Annotated in this window: 17 protein-coding genes and 1 riboswitch; of the genes, 10 read left to right on the top strand and 7 right to left on the bottom strand. The window is 72.3% G+C overall.

Annotated features, from left to right (window positions below; genetic code table 11):
* Nucleotides 1–88 precede the first annotated feature (88 nt).
* From QSK15_RS02330 to QSK15_RS02310, 5 genes are all read left to right on the top strand, one after another.
* Nucleotides 89–733, top strand: coding sequence for a transporter (locus QSK15_RS02330; RefSeq protein WP_285792674.1), 645 nt, complete (start codon nucleotides 89–91; stop codon nucleotides 731–733).
* The gene (locus QSK15_RS02325) at nucleotides 730–1041 is read left to right on the top strand and encodes a transcriptional regulator (protein ID WP_285792673.1); all 312 of its coding nucleotides are present in this window, start codon (nucleotides 730–732) and stop codon (nucleotides 1039–1041) included. Before QSK15_RS02330 ends, QSK15_RS02325 begins: the two co-directional genes overlap by 4 nt.
* Nucleotides 1038–1964: an ABC transporter ATP-binding protein gene (locus tag QSK15_RS02320; protein WP_285792672.1), complete on the top strand. Its 927-nt coding sequence runs from the start codon at nucleotides 1038–1040 to the stop codon at nucleotides 1962–1964. The genes QSK15_RS02325 and QSK15_RS02320 overlap by 4 nt, the downstream gene beginning before the upstream one ends.
* Before the next feature lie 10 nt (nucleotides 1965–1974).
* Nucleotides 1975–2712: an ABC transporter permease gene (locus QSK15_RS02315; protein WP_285792671.1), complete on the top strand. Its 738-nt coding sequence runs from the start codon at nucleotides 1975–1977 to the stop codon at nucleotides 2710–2712.
* A gap of 94 nt (nucleotides 2713–2806) precedes the next feature.
* A complete protein-coding gene (locus QSK15_RS02310) occupies nucleotides 2807–3571 on the top strand; it encodes a VOC family protein (protein WP_285792670.1) in 765 nt (254 codons plus the stop codon).
* 16 nt (nucleotides 3572–3587) lie between these two features.
* On the opposite strand, the gene QSK15_RS02305 is transcribed toward QSK15_RS02310, so the two are convergent.
* The 4 genes from QSK15_RS02305 to QSK15_RS02290 form a co-directional block, all read right to left on the bottom strand.
* Nucleotides 3588–4391 carry an ABC transporter ATP-binding protein gene (locus tag QSK15_RS02305; protein WP_285792669.1) on the bottom strand — a complete coding sequence of 268 codons (804 nt, stop codon included), beginning with the start codon at nucleotides 4389–4391 and terminating at the stop codon, nucleotides 3588–3590.
* Nucleotides 4388–5467 carry a FecCD family ABC transporter permease gene (locus QSK15_RS02300; RefSeq protein WP_285794306.1) on the bottom strand — a complete coding sequence of 360 codons (1080 nt, stop codon included), beginning with the start codon at nucleotides 5465–5467 and terminating at the stop codon, nucleotides 4388–4390. Before QSK15_RS02300 ends, QSK15_RS02305 begins: the two co-directional genes overlap by 4 nt.
* A gap of 58 nt (nucleotides 5468–5525) precedes the next feature.
* Entirely contained in the window at nucleotides 5526–6455 is a 930-nt protein-coding gene (locus tag QSK15_RS02295) for an ABC transporter substrate-binding protein (protein WP_285792668.1), read from the bottom strand.
* Nucleotides 6456–6567: 112 nt separating this feature from the next.
* Nucleotides 6568–6633, bottom strand: a riboswitch (cobalamin riboswitch).
* A 180-nt stretch (nucleotides 6634–6813) separates the two neighbouring features.
* Nucleotides 6814–8691: a M14 family metallopeptidase gene (locus QSK15_RS02290; RefSeq protein WP_285792667.1), complete on the bottom strand. Its 1878-nt coding sequence runs from the start codon at nucleotides 8689–8691 to the stop codon at nucleotides 6814–6816.
* Between the two features lie 210 nt (nucleotides 8692–8901).
* Here QSK15_RS02290 and QSK15_RS02285 point away from each other — a divergent pair, with 210 nt between their 5' ends.
* On the top strand, nucleotides 8902–10239 hold the full coding sequence (locus QSK15_RS02285) for a C39 family peptidase (RefSeq protein WP_285792666.1): 1338 nt from the start codon (nucleotides 8902–8904) through the stop codon (nucleotides 10237–10239).
* A gap of 82 nt (nucleotides 10240–10321) precedes the next feature.
* Here QSK15_RS02285 and QSK15_RS02280 read toward each other — a convergent pair whose 3' ends face one another.
* From QSK15_RS02280 to mqnE, 3 genes are all read right to left on the bottom strand, one after another.
* Complete coding sequence (locus QSK15_RS02280) at nucleotides 10322–10615, bottom strand: DUF4229 domain-containing protein (RefSeq protein WP_285794305.1); 294 nt, start codon at nucleotides 10613–10615, stop codon at nucleotides 10322–10324.
* Between the two features lie 73 nt (nucleotides 10616–10688).
* Nucleotides 10689–11126: a hypothetical protein gene (locus QSK15_RS02275; protein ID WP_285792665.1), complete on the bottom strand. Its 438-nt coding sequence runs from the start codon at nucleotides 11124–11126 to the stop codon at nucleotides 10689–10691.
* Nucleotides 11127–11149: 23 nt separating this feature from the next.
* Complete coding sequence (mqnE, locus tag QSK15_RS02270) at nucleotides 11150–12319, bottom strand: aminofutalosine synthase MqnE (RefSeq protein WP_285792664.1); 1170 nt, start codon at nucleotides 12317–12319, stop codon at nucleotides 11150–11152.
* A gap of 239 nt (nucleotides 12320–12558) precedes the next feature.
* Here mqnE and QSK15_RS02265 point away from each other — a divergent pair, with 239 nt between their 5' ends.
* The 4 genes from QSK15_RS02265 to QSK15_RS02250 all read left to right on the top strand — a co-directional run bounded on the left by QSK15_RS02265 (nucleotide 12559) and on the right by QSK15_RS02250 (nucleotide 18851).
* On the top strand, nucleotides 12559–14124 hold the full coding sequence (locus QSK15_RS02265) for a C40 family peptidase (RefSeq protein WP_285792663.1): 1566 nt from the start codon (nucleotides 12559–12561) through the stop codon (nucleotides 14122–14124).
* Nucleotides 14125–14238: 114 nt separating this feature from the next.
* Nucleotides 14239–15936: a hypothetical protein gene (locus tag QSK15_RS02260; protein ID WP_285792662.1), complete on the top strand. Its 1698-nt coding sequence runs from the start codon at nucleotides 14239–14241 to the stop codon at nucleotides 15934–15936.
* 320 nt (nucleotides 15937–16256) lie between these two features.
* Entirely contained in the window at nucleotides 16257–18128 is a 1872-nt protein-coding gene (locus tag QSK15_RS02255; protein WP_285792661.1) for a DEAD/DEAH box helicase, read from the top strand.
* Nucleotides 18129–18230: 102 nt separating this feature from the next.
* Nucleotides 18231–18851, top strand: a complete 621-nt coding sequence (locus tag QSK15_RS02250) for a putative glycolipid-binding domain-containing protein (protein ID WP_285794304.1) — start codon at nucleotides 18231–18233, stop codon at nucleotides 18849–18851.
* The last annotated feature ends 18 nt before the right edge of the window (nucleotides 18852–18869 follow it).

Raw genomic sequence — 18869 nt, 5'->3', positions numbered from 1 at the left:
CACCATAGGCACTGCTCGCCGCGACCGAAGGCCCCACCTGTCGTGATGGGGACACCCGGGCTCGACTTTGTGCCGTAAAGTAGTTTGCGTGAACCCCGACGACGATTCACCGCCCACCGACGCAGCGGCCGCGCTCCGGCTGATCCAGGACCAACGGCGGGCGACGGCGCGCCGACTCGACCCCGACGCCCGCCTGCTCTACTGGCCGTGGGGTGTCGCCTGGCTGGTCGGGTTCGGGCTCTTCTTCCTCCGGTTCACCCCGGGCGAGCGGGCGCTGGTCCACCTGCCGAGCTGGCTGCCGCTGACCGTCCTCTTCGTGCTGCTCGCGGCCGCCGGATCGGTCCAGGCGGTGGCCAGCATGCGGGCCTACGGCCAGGTGAGCGGCGACTCCGCTCGACGTGGGCAGTGGTACGGCTACGCCTGGGCCCTCGGTTCGGTGAGCATCTACGCGGGGCTCGGCCGGGTCTCCGAGCACCTGCCGCACGACCTGGCGGCGCTGGTCTGGTCGGCGACCGCCGTCGGGTTGACCGGCGCGCTGCACATGGCCGGCGGGGCCGTCTGGCTGGACCGGGACCTGTTCCGGCTGGGCGTCTGGATCAGCGTGATCAACCTGATCGGGGCGATCGCCGGGCCGGGTTGGCACGCGCTGGTCGTGGCGGTGGCCGGCGGCGGCGGGATCCTGGTGGCCGGAGCGCTCGCCCACCAACGACAGCAGCGGCGACAGCAACCGTGACCGAACTGGACCCGGTCATCCACGCGCAGGCCCGGCTGCGGGTGGTGGCCAGTCTCTCCGCCCTCAACGTCGGCGACAAGATCGCGTTCCCCCGCCTGCAGGAGCTACTCGAGATGACCGCCGGCAACCTCTCGGTGCACCTGCGCAAGCTCGAGGACGCCGGCTACGTGGAGATCAGCAAGACCCACCGTGGACGCACCCCGGCGACCCTGGTCGGGCTCAGCCGGCGAGGCCGGCTGGCGTTCGAGGAGTACACCGAAGCGATCCGCGCCCTGCTCGACCCCACCCCGTCGAAGGAGCAGCCATGACCCTCGCCCGCGCCGACCAGGCCAGCCGCCGGTACGGCGACGTCCTCGCCCTCGATCGCGTCGACCTGGAAGTCCGGGCCGGTGAGCTGGTCGGCCTGCTCGGGCCGAACGGCGCCGGCAAGAGCACCCTGATGAACCTGCTGGTGGGCCTGCGCCGCCCCAGCTCGGGACGAGTCGAACTGAACGGCCGCGACCCCCGCGACCCGGCCAGCCGACGGCAGATCGGAGTCACCCCACAGGAGACCGGTCTGCCCGGCACGCTGCGCGTCGGCGAGGTCGTCGACTTCGTCTCCGCGCACTACCCCGACCCGGTGCCCCGTGGTGAACTGCTCGACCAGTTCGGTCTGGGCGACCTCGCCCGACGACAGACCGGCGGGCTCTCCGGCGGGCAGCGCCGTCGGTTGGCGGTGGCGTTGGCGTTCGTCGGCCGGCCCCGGTTGGTGCTGCTCGACGAGCCGACCACCGGCCTGGACGTGGCCGCCCGGCACACCCTGTGGGACGCGATCCGGGCCTTCCACGCCGACGGTGGCACGGTGCTGTTGAGCAGCCACTACCTGGAGGAGGTGGAGGCGCTCGCGCACCGGGTGGTGGTCATGGGGCAGGGCCGGGTGCTCGCCGACGACACGGTGGACGCGGTGCGCGGCATCGTGGGCGTACGCCGGGTCAGCCTGGTCGCCGACGACCTGCCCGACCTGCCCGGGGTGGTTCGCACCGAACGGGTCGACGGTCGACTGCACCTGCTCACCACCGACGCCGACGAGCTGGTCCGGGCGCTGGTCACGGCCCGGACCCCGTTCACCGACCTGGAGGTACGACCGACGTCACTGGAGGAGGCGTTCCTCGCCATCACCAGCGGGGACGCGCCCGCCGGCACCGGCCGACCCACCACCGCCGCTGCCGGCGGCCGACCCACCACCGTCTGAGGAGGCGACAGTGCAGCTCGCCCTGGTCCACGCCCGCTACCAGCTCCTGGAGATCATCCGGATCCCGGTGGCCGTCTTCGGCAGCGCCTTCTTCCCGGCCGCCGCCATGATCTTCTTCGTGGTGCCCTTCGCCGGGGACGATGCGGTCGGCGCCACCTACGCCACCGCGTCGATGGTCACCTTCTCGGTGATGAGCGCCAACATCTTCCAGTACGGCGTCGGCGTCGCCGAGGACCGCGACCAGCCCTGGAATCCGTACACCCGGACCCTGCCGACCGGGCCGGCGCCACGGTTCGCCGGCCGGGTGCTGGCCGGCCTGGCGCTCACCTACCTCTCGCTGATCCCGGTCGTGGTGATCGGCGCGACGCTGACCGCGGCCCAGCTCACCCCGGCGGGGTTCCTGCTTGCTCTCGGCACCGTGGCCGTGATCTCGGTGCCGTTCACGCTGATGGGGCTCGCCATCGGCTACTCGCTCCCCAGCAAGGCGGCGATCGTGGTGGCGCAGGTGGTTTTCCTGCCGCTGGCCTTCGGCGGCGGCCTGCTCTCCGCGCCGGGCGACGCGCCCGGGTTCATCGAGACGATCGCGCCCTACCTGCCCACCCGGGGCGCTGCCGAGTTGATGTGGGCGGCGGTCGGCGACTACAGCGTGGAACCACTGGCGCTGATCATGCTGGGGGTCTGGGTGGTGCTGCTCGCCTCGCTCGCCGGTTGGGCGTACCGGCGGGACGAGGGTCGCCGGTTCAGCTGACGATTCGTCCGTTTCCGCCCCGGGGCGCGGCGGGACGGTGCCAGGATTCCGGCAGGGGGCCGTTGTGGCCGCCCCGGCCGAGAGGGGTCTTGACGTGAGCACCGTCCCGCCGGGTACGCCCTGCTGGGCCGACCTGGCCACCCCGGACCTGACCGACGCCCGGCGGTTCTACCCGGAGCTGTTCGGTTGGACCGGCCAGGTCACCCCGGAGCCCGAGGCGGGCGGCTACACGGTCTTCCTGCTCAACGGCAAACCGGTGGCCGGCGCCGGCCCGCCCGCGATCCCGGACCAGGTTCCGATCTGGTCGACGTACCTCGCCACCGACGACGCGGAGCTGGTCGCCGGCCGGGTCGAACGGGCCGGCGGGCAGGTCGTCGTCCCACCGTTCGAGGTCTTCGACAGGGGCTGGATGGCGGTCTTCGCCGACCCGGCCGGTGCCACGTTCAGCGTCTGGCAGCCGCTGGCCATGGCCGGTGCCGAGGTGTTCAACGTGCCGGGCGCGATGAGCTGGAACGAGCTGGTCACCCCCGACCCCGAGGGCGCGAAGGTCTTCTACGAGCTGGTGTTCGGTTGGCAGCCGGACGACCAGGCGGTGGGCGACATGACGTACACCGGGTGGCGGCTCGGGACGCAGATCGTCGCCGGGATGATGCCGCCGCTGGCCGACGACTTCCCGGCCGACCTGCCCGCGTACTGGACGGTGTACTTCGCGGTGGCCGACGCGGACGCCGCCGCGGCCCGCGCCGCCGAACTGGGCGGAACGATCCTGGTCCCGCCCCGGGACATCCCGGCGGGTCGGTTCGCCGCTCTGCGCGACCCCCAGGGCGCCCTCTTCTCCGTCATCGACCTGGGCCCCTGACCCCGCGCCCGCTTGATCAGCGGCGGGTGGGGCGGACGGGCACCACCAGGGGGCCGTGCGCACCGGGCACCACCCGGACGCTGGCCCGGTAGTGGGCGGCGAGCAGTTCCTCGGTCAGCACCTCGGACGGGGTCCCGGCGGCCACCACCCGACCGCCGGCGAGCATCACCATCCGGTCGGCGTACTCACCGGCCAGGGAGAGGTCGTGCATCGTGGCCAGGACGGTCAGGCCATGCTCGCGGCGCAGCTGGTCGACGACTTCGAGCACGTCCTGCTGGTGCCCGATGTCGAGCGCGCTGGTCGGCTCGTCGAGCAGCAGCAGCGTCGCGCCCTGGGCGAGCGCCCGGGCGAGGAACACCCGCTGCCGTTCGCCGCCGGAGAGGGTGGCCAGTTCACGGTGGTGGAAGCCGGTGAGGTCCAACGTCCCCAGCACCTCGTGCACGGCGGCGACGTCGGCGGCGGACTCCCGGCCCAGGGTCGGGATGTACGGGGTGCGACCGAGCAGCACGTAGTCCAGCACCGACATGCCCGACGGCACCACCGGGGACTGGGCCACCGTGGCCACCACCCGGGCCCGGTCCCGACGACGCAGCGCGGCACTCGGCGTACCGAAGAGGGTGATCGCCTCCGGCGCGGAGAGCAGGCCGCCGACGGCGCGCAACAGTGTCGACTTGCCGGCGCCGTTCGGGCCGATCACGGTGACCCACTCGCCGGCGGCGACGGTCAGGTCGACGCCGGTCAGGATCGGCGTGCCACCGAGGTCGACGTGCAGCCCGCGCACCTCGACGGCGGGCGCACCGGCGGTGGCTTCGCGGCTCACGTGAGCACCCGCCGGGCGGTCCGCAGCACGAGGACGAAGAACGGGCCGCCCAGCAGGGCGGTCACCACACCGATCGGTACCTCGGACGGAGCGGCGGCGGTCCGGGCCACCACGTCGGTCAGGGCAAGGAACGCGCCGCCGAACAGCAGTGACATCGGCAGGATCACCCGGTAGCTGGACCCGGCGAGCAGTCGGACGGTGTGCGGCACGATGATGCCGACGAAGCCGATCAACCCGGTCGCGGAGACCGCCGCCGCGGTGCCCAGCGAGGCGGCGGCGATCAACAGGTAGCGGGTGCGCTGCGGGTGCAGCCCGAGGCTGCGCGCCTCGTCGTCGCCGACCGCGAGGACGTCCAGCTCGCGACGGTGCAGCAGCACCACCACCGTGGTCAGCGCGGCGTACGGCAGCACCAGCAGCACGTCGTGCCAGCCGGCGGTGGCCAGCCGGCCGAGCAGCCAGGAGTAGACCGGCTGGATGCTGTCCGCGTTTCGTTGCAGCAGGTACGTCTGCCCGGCGGAGAGGAACGCGGAGACCGCCACCCCGGCCAGGATCAGCATCGCCGGTGAGCCGCGTCGTCCGCCGGCCGCACCGAGCACGTAGGTCATCGTGACGGCGAGCAGGGAACCGGCGAACGCGGCCAACGGAATGGTCAGCGGCAGCCCGGAGAGCGTGCCCTGCCGGCCGCCGCCGCCGAGGGCGATCGCCGCGGTGACCGCGAGGCCCGCGCCGGCGGCCACCCCGAGCAGGTACGGGTCGGCCAGCGGGTTGCGGAACACGCCCTGGTAGCAACCACCGGCGAGGGCGAGCAGGCCGCCGACGAGCAGACCCAGCACCACCCGGGGCAGGCGCAGCTCGGTGACGATGGCGATCTCCCGCTCGGTCAGCCCGCTGTCGAGGTGCACCCCGGGAACGAGGTTGAGCAGCTCGGCGGCGACGCTGCCCGGGGGCAGGCTCACCGGGCCGAGCGACACCCCGGCGACGAGCGCGATGAGCACCGCGAACAACCCCGCGACCAGCCAACGCTTGCGCAGCCCCGCCGGCCGGGCGACGGGCGGCGGTCCGGTGGGCCGGGCCACGGGGAGCGGCCCGGCCGGCCGGGGCGTGGGCAGTGGCCCGGTCACCGACTGACGACTGTCACGCGGGCACCTTGGCGACGGCGTCGATGATGACCCGGAGCAGGTCCACGACCCGCGGGCCCCACCGGGAGGCGATGTCGTCGTCCAGGGCCACCACCTGGTTGTTCTTCACCGCGGTGAGGCCGGCCCAGCCGCTGCGCGCCTTGACCGTGTCGGCGTTCTGCTGGCAGCACTTGGCGTCGGCCAGGAAGACGAAGTCCGGGTCGGCCTTGACGACGAACTCCTGGGACAGCTGCGGGTAGCCGAAGTTCTTGCCGTCCGCGTCGGCCGGGTCGGCGATGTTGGTCAGGCCGGCCTGGCTGTAGAGCGAGCCGATGAAGGTCTTGCTGGTGGCGCTGTACAGCTCCGGGCCCAGCTCGTGGAAGTAGGTGAGCTTCTCGGCGCGCTGCGGCAGGCCGGTGACCAGCTTGGTGATGTCGTCCTTCATCCGGGTCACCACGTCGGTGGCCTGGTCGGCGTGCCCGGTCAGCGTGCCCAGCTCGGTGATCTGCCGGTACGAGTCGTCGAGCGTGGTCGCCGCCGGGGTCTGGTACACGGGGATCTTCAGCTTGCCGAGCTGGTCGACGATCTTGTTGCGGTCGTCGGAGAGCACCACCAGGTCGGGGTTCTTACCGGCGATCGCCTCGGCGTTCGGCTGGAACGCGGAGAGGTCGGTCTTGGGCGCGTCGGCCGGGTAGTTCGACTGGTCGTCGACGGCGGTCACCTGCGGGCCGGCACCGATCGCGAAGAGCATCTCGGTGGCGGTGGGCGACAGCACGACGATCTTCTCGGGCCGCTTGTCGAGGGTGAGCGCGCCGACCGTCACCGGGTAGGCGGCGGCCGCGGTGCCGGTGCTCGGTGTGTCGTCGGCCTTCTCGGCGCAGGCGCCGAGGGCGAGCGCGGCGACCGCGAGGGTCGCCGCGAAGAGCCGAGGGGTACGTCTGAACATGGGGGCCTCCTGTCGGTCGAGGAGTGTGGTGCTTCGCCGACAGGGACTTTCGTGCGCCCGCCCACGAGGCGCCCTTCCTCGAGAGCGCGTATCGCGACCGGTCCGCAGGCGACCTGGCTCGTCCCCACCGGCCGGTGGGGCATCACAGTTGCGGGACAGCGCCGGGTTTCGCACCGGCTTCGCTGCGGGCTGGTCGGTAAGACGGTAGCGCACCGCCGGGACGTGCCGGATCGATCAAGGATCGATCGGCGCGCGACGATCGGTTGGACCGGCGCGCAGTGAGGGATATGTCCCGGATCAGGGGGCTCGGGAGTGGGTGGTGGGGCCCCGCCGGGGGGCGGGACGGGGCCCCACCCGATCAGGAGGACGTGATGGTGACGTTGTCCACAGCCGCCTCGACCAGACTCGCTCCGGAGGCGTCAGCCGCTTCGACGAGGATGCGGACCGACTGGCCGGCGTACGGGGTGAGGTTGAGGTTCGCGACCGCCCAACTGCCGTTGCGGTTGCTGGCCGCGCCGGCCTGGGTGAGCAGCGCAGTGGTGCCGCCGTTGTGCACCACGCTCACCCGCAGGTAGTCCGCCGACGAGGCGTTCGAGCCGTGCGCCAGGTACCAGGCGAGCGAGAGGGTCAGCGTGCCGGACGACGGCAGGGCCACCGCCGGCGACCGGGCGCTGGTCACGCCGCCGTCGACGTCGTAGTCACCGGCCGCCGAGCCGGCCAGCCGACCGGTGACCAGGTCGTTGGAGCCGGCGTACGGGGTGAGCTGCTTGGCCCCGGAGGACGTGGTCGCCTGGGCGGCGCCCCGCTCGAACGCACCGAGGGTGGCGGTGTCGGTGCCGGACGGGTTGATGGTCCAGCCGGTGGCCGTCTCGAAGGTGTCCGACCAGACCGTGGTGCCGCCACCGCCACCGCAGTACTGCGCCTGCTTGCCGATGGCCCGGTACGGGCAGTCGGCGTACTCGCTGAGGATGAGCACCGCCTCCCGGTTGCGCGAGGTCTGTGCGGGGATCACCTCGTCGGGCGGGTAGAAGCCGCCGCCGCTGGCCGAGCCCGGGTACATCTCGAAGGTGTACGCCCAGATGTTGTGGGTGGCCCACATCCAGTCGATACTGTCGCCGTCGGTGATGTAGAGGTCGCTGGACTGTTCCGGGGTGTAGTTGTTGGTGGCCGCCATCTGCTGGCCGATGGTGGCGAAGGTGTTGTACTGGTCCGCGTTCATCCCGGTCGCGGTGTTCGCGGTGGTGTAGCCGTACGGCCAGAGCACCAGCTGCGAGTACGTGTGGAAGTCGATGTTGGCCTTGATCTGCTGCACGCCGCCGACCACCCGGCTGTTGACGAAGTTGCGCAGCGCCTGCGTCTCGGGTGCGGAGAACGCCGACGGTCCCCGGTAGGTCTCCGACGAGGTGGAGCCGGACGAGCCGCCGCAGCAACCCCAGTTGTAGCCCCAGTTGCGGTTCAGGTCGGTGCCGACGTTGGACGAGCCACTGTTGGGCTGGCGGTTCTTACGCCAGGACCGGTACGACCCGGTGGCGATGTCGTACTCGCTGCCGTCCGGGTTGACGGTGGGCACGATCCAGATCTCCCGGCCGTTGACGATGTTGGTGATCCGGGAGTCGCTGCCGTAGCTGTCGGTGAAGAGGTTGAGCAGGTAGATCGCCATCTCGACGGTCAGGTGCTCACGGGCGTGCTGCTGGGAGTTGAACAGGATCTCCGGCTCGTTCTCATCGGTGCCGACGTTGTCGGAGATCTTCACCGCCATCAGGTCGCGGCCCTCGTACGACGAACCGATGCTGATCTTGCGAGCGATCGCCGGATGGTCGGCGACCACCTGGTTCACGACGGCGGTCAGCTCCGCGTAGTCGTGGTAGTTGGAGTCGGCCGGCGGGAAGGCCAGGGTGCCGATCTCGCCGGCGCCGCGCTCCGCGTTGGGCGGCGGGGCGAGCGGTTCGAGTCGGAAGCCGAGCTTGCCGATCGCGGCGGCCTCGGCGGCGGTGGCCGAGATGTGCAGCACGCCGTGTTCGGAGTAGTCGATGGCGGCTCCGGTGCGGGCCACCGCGTTGCGGTCGGCGAGGGTTCGGGGCCCGAGGACCCGGTAGCTGGCGGCGACCGACTCTGCGGTGCGGTCCGGTGCCGGTCGGGCGGCGACCGGACCGGCGGCGACGGTGACGATGCCCAGTCCGGTGACGACAGCGAGCACCAGGACACGGCGGAAGGGGATGGGCGGGCGGAGGGCCATGGACTACCTCCTCGAAGGGCGGGAGATCCCGCTGGGTGAAGGACACTTCACCACCTGTCACATGGTCATATCAATATTGATCGCTGCCTTATGCATCCCAGGAGGATCATCACGGCGGCAATGATTTTCCACGTATCAACATCTGGCGAAACTTCCCTCCAAGCGGAAAACTGACCAGCGACGATGCCCCCTCGACACCGCGGAGCACCCATGGCCAGATCCCGCCTACGCGCGGCCGCCCTCGCCGGCGTCACCACGCTCACCCTGCTCACCACCACCGCGCCCGCGATGGCGGCACACCCGCCCGCCCTCGCCCACGACGAGCAGATCACCTACCAGGACTGGTCCGGGCCCGCCGACTGGCGCCGGGGCAGCCAGGCCGGCACCCGCGTCGTGCCCGGTGCCCGAGCGGGCGTCACCCTGGCCCGCCCCGCCGGCACCATCGAGTACGCGGACCCGCACACCGGCACCACCCGCACCTGGGAGTACGGCACCTGGACCTCACCGGTGACCCGGATCGGGTTCGACGCCACCGAACTGATCGCCTCCTGGAACGCGGAAACCCCGGCCGGCACCTGGATCCAGGTGGAGATGCAGGGCAGCTACACCAGCGGCGACCAGACCCCGTGGTACGTCCTGGGTCGCTGGGCGTCCGGCGACACCGACATCAAGCGGACCAGCGTCAACCGACAGGGCGACCCCTGGTCGACGATCTGGACCGACACGTTCAGCATCGACGACGCCGCGGCCGGGGTGCTGCTGCGGTCGTACCAGCTGCGGTTGACTCTTTACCGCGCGCCGGGGCAGAGCGCCGCGCCGGTGGTCCGGATGCTGGGCGCGATGAGCTCCACGGTGCCGGACCGGTTCACAGTGCCGCCGAGCGCCGGGCACATCGCCTGGGGCGTGGAGCTGCCGGTGCCGCGCTATTCGCAGAACGTGCACAGCGGGCACTACCCCGAGTACGACGGCGGCGGCGAGGCGTGGTGCTCGCCCACCTCGACCGAGATGGTGGTCGAGTACTGGGGCCGCGGGCCGTCGGCGGCCGACACCTCCTGGGTGGACCCGACCTACCCCGACCCGACGGTCAACCACGCCGCCCGGATGACCTACGACTACGCGTACGACGGCGCGGGCAACTGGCCCTTCAACACCGCGTACGCGGCCAGCTTCCCGGGGCTGGAGGGTCGGGTGACCCGGCTGCACTCGCTCGACGAGGTGGAGCGGTTCATCGCCGCCGGCATCCCCGTGGTGACCAGCCAGTCCTTCCTCGCCAGTGAGCTGGACGGCGCCAACTACGGCACCTCCGGGCACCTGTTCGTGGTGGTCGGCTTCACCGCCGACGGCGACGTCATCGTCAACGACCCCGCCTCGTCGAGCAACGAGGTGGTGCGCAACGTCTACAAGCGGGCGCAGTTCGAGCAGATCTGGCTGCGGACCAAGCGCACCAACGCCAGCGGCGGCGTCTCCGGCGGCTCCGGCGGCATCGCCTACCTGATCAAGCCCACCTCAAAGCCCTGGCCCAAGGTCCAAGGCTCCACCAACTGGTAACCCACGCACCCCACCCATCCGGCGCGGTTGATCATGAAGTTATTGCCCGACCACTCGGCGTGTCGTGGCAATAACTTCATGATCAACGCTGGGAGTCGGGGTCCTGGGTGGGGTTGGGGTTCGGGTCCTGGGGGTTTTCGCCGGCCAGCGCGGAGCGGAGGCGTTCCTTCTCCACCTTGCGGCGCTCGGCCGCTTCGGCGATCTCCCCGGCCATCTCGTCCCGCCAACCGCGCAGCAGGAAGAAGGAGAGCGCGGCGGAGAACACCAACGCCAGCATCAGCTTCAGGAACACGTTCATGTCGATCAGCCAGAGGCCCGCCAGCACGGCGACGAACAGCCCGATCCGGCCCAGCGTGTACTTGAGCGCGGCGCTCACCTGCACCACTCCGTTCTCTCCGTCGCCCGCCACTGCCGGCGGAAGGTTCGAGCCGCCCGGTGGGCGGTCGCTGTCAGCCGGTCCGACGGGCCAGCCAGCGGACGCCCGGAAACCAGACGATCGCGTACGCCACTGTGAACGCGGCCGCCCCCAACGCGCCGGAGAGCAGCGGCGGCAGTCCGGAGCCCAGACCGGCGACCAGGAGCCCGGCGAACACCCCGACGGCAGCGGCGACCACCGCCGCCGCCACCCGGGCAGCGCCGAACTCCCAGGCCCGGAAGTCGTCCCAGAACAACCAGGCCGGCAGGATCACCGCCAGCCAGCCGTTCGTGTGCCCGAACTCGCCACTGCCGAGCGACGCGAAGCCCCACTCGAACAGCACCAACGCGAGCACGCCGATGACCAGGCCGGCCAGGCACACCCCGAGCAGGTCGCCCAGGGTACGGATGCGGCCCTGGTCGTCCCGGCGGGGAAAGCCGCTCTGCTGCTCAGGTCCTCGTTGCTCGGTCATCGACTGCGAGGGTACGTGGCGACTCAGGCCCAGACCTGCTGCGGCTCGGCGCGCCGCTGCGCCAGCGACGGGGCCTTGTCGTACTCCCGGACCACGTTGTAGCGGGTGTCCCGCTCGACCGGCTGGAAGCCGGCGTCCCAGATCAGGTTCAGCAGGTCGTCGCGGTGCATGGTGTTCGGGGTGCCGTACGAGTCGGCATCGTGAGTGATCTTGTATTCGACGACGGAACCGTCCAGGTCGTCCACGCCGAAGTTCAACGAGAGCTGCGCCACCGACAGCCCGTGCATCACCCAGAAGTTCTTCAGGTGCGGCACGTTGTCGAACAGCAACCGGGAGACCGCGAACGTCTTCAGCGACTCGGCCGGCGAGGCCATCGTGGTGCGGGCCTGGATCCGGTTACGGATCTTGCCGTCCGCCGAGTCGACGAAGTCGTGCTGGTAGCGCAGCGGGATGAAGACCGCGAACCCGCCGGTCTCGTCCTGCAACTCGCGCAGCCGCAGCACGTGGTCGACGCGGTGCCGGGGCTCCTCGATGTGGCCGTACAGCATCGTCGCCGGGGTCTTCATGCCCTTGCTGTGCGCCAGGGCGTGGATCCGCGACCAGTCTTCCCAGTGGCAGGCGTGGTCGACGATGTGCTGCCGGACCTCCCAGTCGAAGATCTCCGCGCCACCACCGGTCAGCGACTCAAGGCCGGCGTCCATCAGCTCGTCGAGGATCTCGTCGGCGCTCAGGCCGCTGATCTTCTCGAACCACTGCACCTCGGTCGCCGTGAAGCACTTGAGCTTGACGGTCGGCAGCGCCGCCTTCAGCTCACGCAGCACCTTCGGGTAGTAACGCCAGGGCAGCGTGGGGTGCAGACCGTTGACGATGTGCAGCTCGGTGAGCTGCTCGTCCTCCATCTCCTTGGCCTTACGGACCGCCTCGTCGATGCGCATCGTGTACGCGTCCTTCTCGCCCGGCTTGCGCTGGAACGAGCAGTACGCACACGACGCCGAACAGACGTTGGTCAGGTTGAGGTGCCGGTTGACGTTGAACATCACCCGGTCGCCGTTCAGCTCGGTGCGCTTGTGGTGCGCCAGCCGCCCCAGCCAGGTCAGGTCGTCGCTCTCGTAGAGGGCGACCCCGTCCTCCCGGGTCAGCCGCTCACCGGCGTACACCTTCGCTTCGAGCTCACGCTTGAGTCCGGCGTCCATGGCACGTCCCTTCCACCTGCGGTCCGGATCGAGCGTACGTCGCGGCGCGGACGGGCCCGGCGGCACGGTCGCCGGCAGCGACCCACTTCACCAGACTCTCAGCCTCCCGTAACCCGGCAACGCATCGACATGAGTGGCGAGGTGCGGTAGTAACAAGGTGGGGCGGAACACACACACTGGTACCGTCCCGGCGGTCGCGCCCACCGAGCGCGGCGACGAGCGGTTGGACGGGGAGCGGCATGGTCTACAGCGGGCGCGGGCGACGGCAGCGACGACGGAGCCCGGTGATCTCGCCGGTCCTGCGTCCGAAGCTCTGGGCCGCCCTGCTCGGTGCGATCGCCGCAGCGGTGCTCGCCACCCCCGCGTACGCGGAGCCCGGCGTGCCGACCACCGTGCCGGACACCGGCTCCCGCCCGGCGGTCACCGGTTCGCTTCAGCTGCCCGGCGGCGCACCGGTCGCCGGCGTGCCCGTCCCACCGGTGGTCAACATCGGCAGCGGCCCGCTGGCCACCGCGATCGCCGCCGGCGAGGTTCAGGTCGGGACACTCGGCGAGGCGTTACTGGTCAGCCGACAGAAACGCGTCGACGCGCAGGCGCAGCTCGACGCGGCCGGCAAGGCGCTGGCGACCGCACAGGACGCCCTGCTACGGGCCCAGCAGACCGCTGACACCGCCGCCGCCGAGGCCATCAAGCAGGCCGCCGCGCTGCCGCCGGGCGACCTCGCCCAGGACATCCGTGGGCTGAGCCGCCTGCAGGCGATCACCCGTGGCGAGAAGGTCGACGGCGGCACCACCGGGGTGGCCGGGGAGCTGTCCCGGGCCCGCGCCGGTGAGCAGGCCGCGTACCAGAAGCACAGCGAGGCCAAGGATCTGCTCGCCGCCGCCGAGGTGGAGTTCACCACTGGCGAGACGGCGCTGCGCGCCGCCGAGGCGAGCCTGCTGAAGCTGCGCAAGGACAACGCCGCCGCACTGATCGAGATCGAACGTCAGCAGGAAGCCACCGAGCAGCAGATCGGCGCCGGCTACGTCTCCAATCAGAGCATCAGCGGCATGGCCGCGCACCCCCGGGCACTGGCTGCGGTCCGGTACGCGCTCGCCCAGCTCGGCGACCCGTACAAGTGGTCCGAGGAGGGGCCGGACCAGTTCGACTGCTCCGGCCTGATGTGGGCGGCGTACCGCTCCCCCGGCGCCGACTACTTCGACCTGCCCCGGGTCTCCCGCGACCAGTACGCGGCCACCCGGGGACGCACGGTTCCGCAGAGCGCGCTGCTCCCCGGCGACCTGCTCTTCTTCGCCTCGGGCAGCAGCTGGACGACGATCCACCACGTCGGCATGTACATCGGCAACGGCAAGATGGTGCAGGCGCCCACCACCGGCGACGTCGTCAAGATCTCGGTCGTCCGCTGGTCCCGGCTGTACGCCGCCACCCGGGTGATCGGCGCGGTGCCGGCACCGGTCGTGACCAACCCGACTCCGCCCGTGTCGACCCCGACGCCAAAGCCCACGCCGACGCCGACACCGACGAAGCCCACCAAGCCGACGCCCACCCCCACGCCCACGAAGACCACCACGCCGACGCCGACCCCGACGCCGACCTTGACGACCACCCCGACGCCCACACCGACCGGCAGCACCACGCCGAAGCCGTCGAACACCCCGAGCAACACTCCGTCGACCCTGCCCCCGGCACCGCCCAGCGCGCCGAACAGCGCGTCTCCGACGACCACGCCGACGACCACACCGAAGGCCAGCACAAGCGCGACCGGCACCCGCAGCGCGACGGCCACCCCCAGCGACGCGGGCTGATCCGCCACGAGCCGCTCCGGCTGTCCGCTCGGGGAGATCTGTGGCACCGTGACAACCAGGCACATCCGACCCGACGTCACGGGTCCGGGTGCGAGCATGGCGCGGAGGGCGGAAATGGCCGAGCAGAAAGATCCGGCGGAGACTGTCGACCCCGTGGTCGACCAGGCCGACCCACCAGGGCCGGGCACCGCCGACCCGGTGACCGCCGCCAGCCCGGCAGGCACCAGCCCGGCCGACAGCGACGCCAGCCTGACCGGCACCGGCTCCGCTGACGGCGACGCCAGCCCGCCCGACACCGTCGACCCGGTGACCGCTGCCAGCCCGGCCGACGGCGGCCCCGCCGACAGCGACGCCAGTTCAGCCGCCAGTGACGCCGAGGTTGCCGACCGCAGCACGGCACCGGTCGTCGCGGACGCCTCGACCGACGCCGATGACGATGCGCCTGCCGCCGAGGTGCCCGCCGGTGCCGCCCCCGTCGGAACGGACGCCGCCGCGGACAGCGGCGAAACCGACGCCGCCGCGGACAGCGGCGAAACCGACGCCGGGGAGCCGGCAGTGGTCGACGCGCCCCCGGGTCAGGCCACCGCGCCGGTACGCGCCCGCGCCAGCGTCGTGACCGCCACGGCGAGCCGGGCCGACCTCCCGGCCAGTGCTCCGGGCACGGCGACCACCTACCGGGCGACCGGTTCGGCCAGCCCGGCCGACGTGTCGTTGCCCGGTCAGCGGCACGGCTCCCCCGCGCCGGCCCGGGCCAGCGCCACGGTTCCGAGCGGCAGCCGGGGCACGGCCGGCACCCTGGGCAGTCCGGATCCTCGGGAGAGCACGCCCGGCGTCTACCGGTCCGCGCCGGTGGGCACCGAGCCGGAGCCGGCCCCGACGCCCTCGACTCCGGAGCCGGAGCCCGCCCCACCCGGCCCCGGGCCGACGCAGCCGCCGCCACCGGAACCGGAGCCCGCGCCGGCCCCGGGTCCGTATCCGCCCGGGCCGACGCCGACGCCGAACCCCCGACCCACGCCGCCGCCCGGTCCGGTTCCGCCCGTTCCGGGCCCGCCCGTCCCGCCGCCCTCGCCGGTGCCGCCCATTCCCGGCCCGCCGTCGCCGCCCGTCCCGAGCCCGCCGCTGCCGCCACCCGGTCCGCCGGTGCCGGCACCGCCAGCCCCGCCAGGTCCGATGCCGGCACCGCCGTTTCCGCCGCCACCGGCGATGACCGACACGCCCGGCGTACGGGCCACCGCATCGGTCTCCGCACCGCCGTCCGGGTGGTCACCCACCGGTGGGGCGACCCGCCCGACGTCCGCCGGCGGATGGACCCCGGCAGCCGCGTCCACACCGCCGGTGGTGCCCGCGCCGGCCGCGTCCACACCGCCGGTGGTGCCCGCACCGGCACTGCCGAGCTGGCCACCGTCGACCGCCGGGGCTCCGTCGTCGACCCGGAACAGCACCGGGAACTCCCGGATGGCCGCGCCGCCGAGCAGCCCTCCGGCTGGTTCCGCCGGACGGGTGACGGCCGGCGCCCGTGGTAGGCGGCACGACGGCGGCACCGACCTGGCCGGCACCGTCTACGGCAACGGCGAGGGGGCCGGATTCACCACGGTCGCCATACCCGCCAACGCGGTGGAGACCTCCGGCTCATTGACCGGGCACATCCTGGCCCAGGGCTGGTCCGACACGCCGACCGAACGGTCCAGCAACGCCCGGGTGATGATCGTCTTGGCTGCCGCTCTGGGGCTGCTGGTGGCGATCAGCGTCGCGGTCGTCCTGCTCGCCGGAGACGCCCTGGACGGGCTGGTGGGCAGCGTGCTCAACGGGTAAGCCAGCGAGCGCCAGCGATGGTGAGTCCGCCCACTACGGTCGGACAACCGGCTGGCGGCTTCGCCGGACCGCCGTACACTGGGTGAGATCACTGACCCGGCGCGCGTGGTGTGCGCCCCTGGGCGATCTTGCGGGCGATCCGGCGGCACAGCCGCGGCAGGCCATCGCGAAGATGCGCCCCGCTCGAAAGGTTTTTGTTGACCACCTCTGCTGACCCCAGCACCGTTACGTCCGTTTTCAACTCAGTCCCGGCGACCGACATCGCACGGGAGCAGCTCGACGTCGCTCCAGGCGAGGCCGCCACCCCACAGGCCGAGCCCGTGTCGACGGAGACCGCCGAGCCGATCAGCTTCGCTGCTCTCGGCCTGCCCGAGCCGGTGGTCCGCGCGCTGGCACAGCAGGGCATCACCAGCCCGTTCGAGATCCAGCGGGCCACCCTTCCGGACGCGCTCGCCGGCCGCGACGTGCTGGGTCGGGGGCAGACCGGTTCCGGTAAGACGCTCGCCTTCGGCCTGCCGGTTATCGCTCGGCTGGCCGACCGCAACCGGGCCCGGCCGATGCGTCCGCGCGCCCTGATCCTGGTGCCCACCCGCGAGCTGGCCATGCAGGTCAACGATGCTCTGGTGCCGCTGGGCAAGGCCGTCGGAATCTTCCTCAAGACCGCCGTCGGCGGCGTCCCGTACGACCGTCAGATCGACGCGCTGCGCCGCGGTGTGGAGATCATCGTGGCCACCCCGGGGCGGCTCGGCGATCTCATCGAGCGGGGCATCTGTCAGCTCGACGACGTCGAGATCACGGTGCTCGACGAGGCCGACCAGATGGCCGACATGGGCTTCCTGCCCGAGGTGACCGAACTGCTGGCGAAGACGCCGGCGAACGGTCAGCGGTTGCTCTTCTCGGCCACCCTGGACGGTGACGTCGACGCGTTGGTCAGGCGGTTCATGACCGACCCGGTCACCCACTCCACCGCGCCGTCCACCGCCTCGGTGTCCACCATGGACCATCACATGCTGTTGATCCCGCCGCACGAGAAGTTCCCGGTGGCGGCCTCGATCGCCGCCCGGGACGGCCGGACGATGGTCTTCGCCCGTACCCAGCTCGGGGTGGACCGGCTGGTCGAGCAGCTCGCGGCCGTCGGCGTACGCGCCGGTGGGCTGCACGGCGGCAAGACCCAGCGGATGCGCACCAAGACGCTGGCCGAGTTCCGTGAGGGCCGGATGAACGTGCTGGTCGCCACGGACGTGGCGGCCCGGGGCATCCACGTCGACGGAGTCACCCTGGTGCTGCACGTCGACCCGCCGAAGGACCCGAAGGACTACCTGCACCGTGCGGGTCGTACCGCCCGGGCCGGCGAGTCGGGCGCGGTCGCCACGTTGGTGCTGCCCAAGCAGCGCCGTACCACCCTGGCGATGATGGAGAAGGCCGGCGTCGCGCCGGCCGAGACCCGGGTCCGGGTCGGTGACGCGGCGTTGGCCGAGCTGGTCGGCGCCCGCGAGCCCAGTGGCGTCCCGGTCCGCGTCGAGGCGGAGCCCCGGGGCTACGGCGACCGCTCCGGCGGCCCGCGCCGGTTCGACGACCGGGCCGGCGGCCCGCGTCGGTTCGGTGACCGCTCGGGCGGCGAGCGTCGCTACGGCGACCGCCCGCAGGGCGACCGGCGCTACGGCGACCGGCCCACCGGCGAGCGCCGCTTCGGCGACCGGGGCCAGGGCGACCGCCCGCACGGCGACCGGAGCTACGGCGACCGGCCGCAGGGCGACCGGGGCTACGGCGACCGCCCGCAAGGCGACCGCCGCTACGGCGACCGGCCCACCGGCGAGCGCCGCTTCGGCGACCGGGGCCAGGGTGACCGCCCGCACGGCGACCGGAGCTACGGCGACCGGCCGCAGGGCGAGCGGCGTTACGTCGATCGGGACACCCGGGGGTACGGCGACCGGCCGCAGGGCGAGCGTCGGTTCGATGACCGGCCGCAGTTCGGTGACCGGGACGGTCGGGGCGATCGGCCCACCGGCGAGCGGCGCTTCGGCGACCGGCCGCAGGGCGAGCGGCGCTTCGGTGATCGGGACGCTCGGGGTGGTTTCCGCCCAGAGAGCCGGGTCCGCGACGACCGACCCCGCGACGACCGGCAGCGCGATGACCGGCCGCGCGATGACCGGCGCGGTTTCGGCGGGCGACCGCCAGCGCGTACCCACTGATTGATCCACCGAACGCCGTCGCGAAGCCCGGGCTTCGCGGCGGCGTTCGCGCATGCCCTGCCGATGCCGACTGGGTCGCGTAACGTCCGGCTCATGCCGACCATGCCGAAGTCAATCTTCTGGTCCCGGACGGACACCGCCGGCAGCGAGCAGGTCCTGCTCGACGACGGCCACGGGTTGGCGGCCCGGGGCACCCTGCTCGCCGTGGACCCGATCCCGTGGACCGCCCGCTACCAGCTGACCACCACGCCGGACTGGGCCACCGCCCGGGTCGAGGTCGAGGCCGAGGGGCTCGGCTGGCTGCGCCGGGTGACGCTGGAACGGGCCGTGGGCCGGTGGCGGGTCACCACCGCCGAGCAGGGCGACCTGGACGCGGCCCTCGTCGCGGCCGGTCATCCCCGGGCCGGGCTGGCGGGCACCGACGACCCGGACCGGCTGGCCGACGCGCTCGACGTCGACCTGAGCGGCTCGCCGCTGTTCAACGCCCTGCCGTTTCACCGGCTCAGGATGGCGACCGAGCCCGCCGACGTGGCACACCGGATCACCGTCGCCTGGGTGCTGCTGCCCGGCCTGGAGGTGGTGCCGGCCGAGCAGATCTACACCGGGCTCGGGCCGGGGCGGGTGCGCTTCGCCAGCGGCACCTTCACCGCCGACATCGATCTGGACGACAGCGGCTACGTGGTGCGCTATCCCGGGCTGGCCGAGCGGATCGATCCACGCTGACCGACACCGAGCCGGGCC

The organism is Micromonospora sp. NBRC 107095 (genome assembly GCF_030269705.1).
GTDB classification, from domain to species: Bacteria; Actinomycetota; Actinomycetes; order Mycobacteriales; family Micromonosporaceae; genus Micromonospora; species Micromonospora parva.
This window is presented reverse-complemented; position numbering and strand designations above follow the sequence as displayed.

What these genes read in the sequence shown, in the direction of transcription:
- QSK15_RS02320 (WP_285792672.1), top strand. Translation starts at nt 1,038, where the DNA reads ATGACCCTCGCCCGCGCCGACCAGGCCAGCCGCCGGTACGGCGACGTC.
- QSK15_RS02295 (WP_285792668.1), bottom strand. Translation starts at nt 6,455, where the DNA reads ATGTTCAGACGTACCCCTCGGCTCTTCGCGGCGACCCTCGCGGTCGCC.
- QSK15_RS02290 (WP_285792667.1), bottom strand. Translation starts at nt 8,691, where the DNA reads ATGGCCCTCCGCCCGCCCATCCCCTTCCGCCGTGTCCTGGTGCTCGCT.
- QSK15_RS02285 (WP_285792666.1), top strand. Translation starts at nt 8,902, where the DNA reads ATGGCCAGATCCCGCCTACGCGCGGCCGCCCTCGCCGGCGTCACCACG.
- QSK15_RS02275 (WP_285792665.1), bottom strand. Translation starts at nt 11,126, where the DNA reads ATGACCGAGCAACGAGGACCTGAGCAGCAGAGCGGCTTTCCCCGCCGG.
- mqnE (WP_285792664.1), bottom strand. Translation starts at nt 12,319, where the DNA reads ATGGACGCCGGACTCAAGCGTGAGCTCGAAGCGAAGGTGTACGCCGGT.
- QSK15_RS02265 (WP_285792663.1), top strand. Translation starts at nt 12,559, where the DNA reads ATGGTCTACAGCGGGCGCGGGCGACGGCAGCGACGACGGAGCCCGGTG.
- QSK15_RS02260 (WP_285792662.1), top strand. Translation starts at nt 14,239, where the DNA reads ATGGCCGAGCAGAAAGATCCGGCGGAGACTGTCGACCCCGTGGTCGAC.
- QSK15_RS02250 (WP_285794304.1), top strand. Translation starts at nt 18,231, where the DNA reads ATGCCGAAGTCAATCTTCTGGTCCCGGACGGACACCGCCGGCAGCGAG.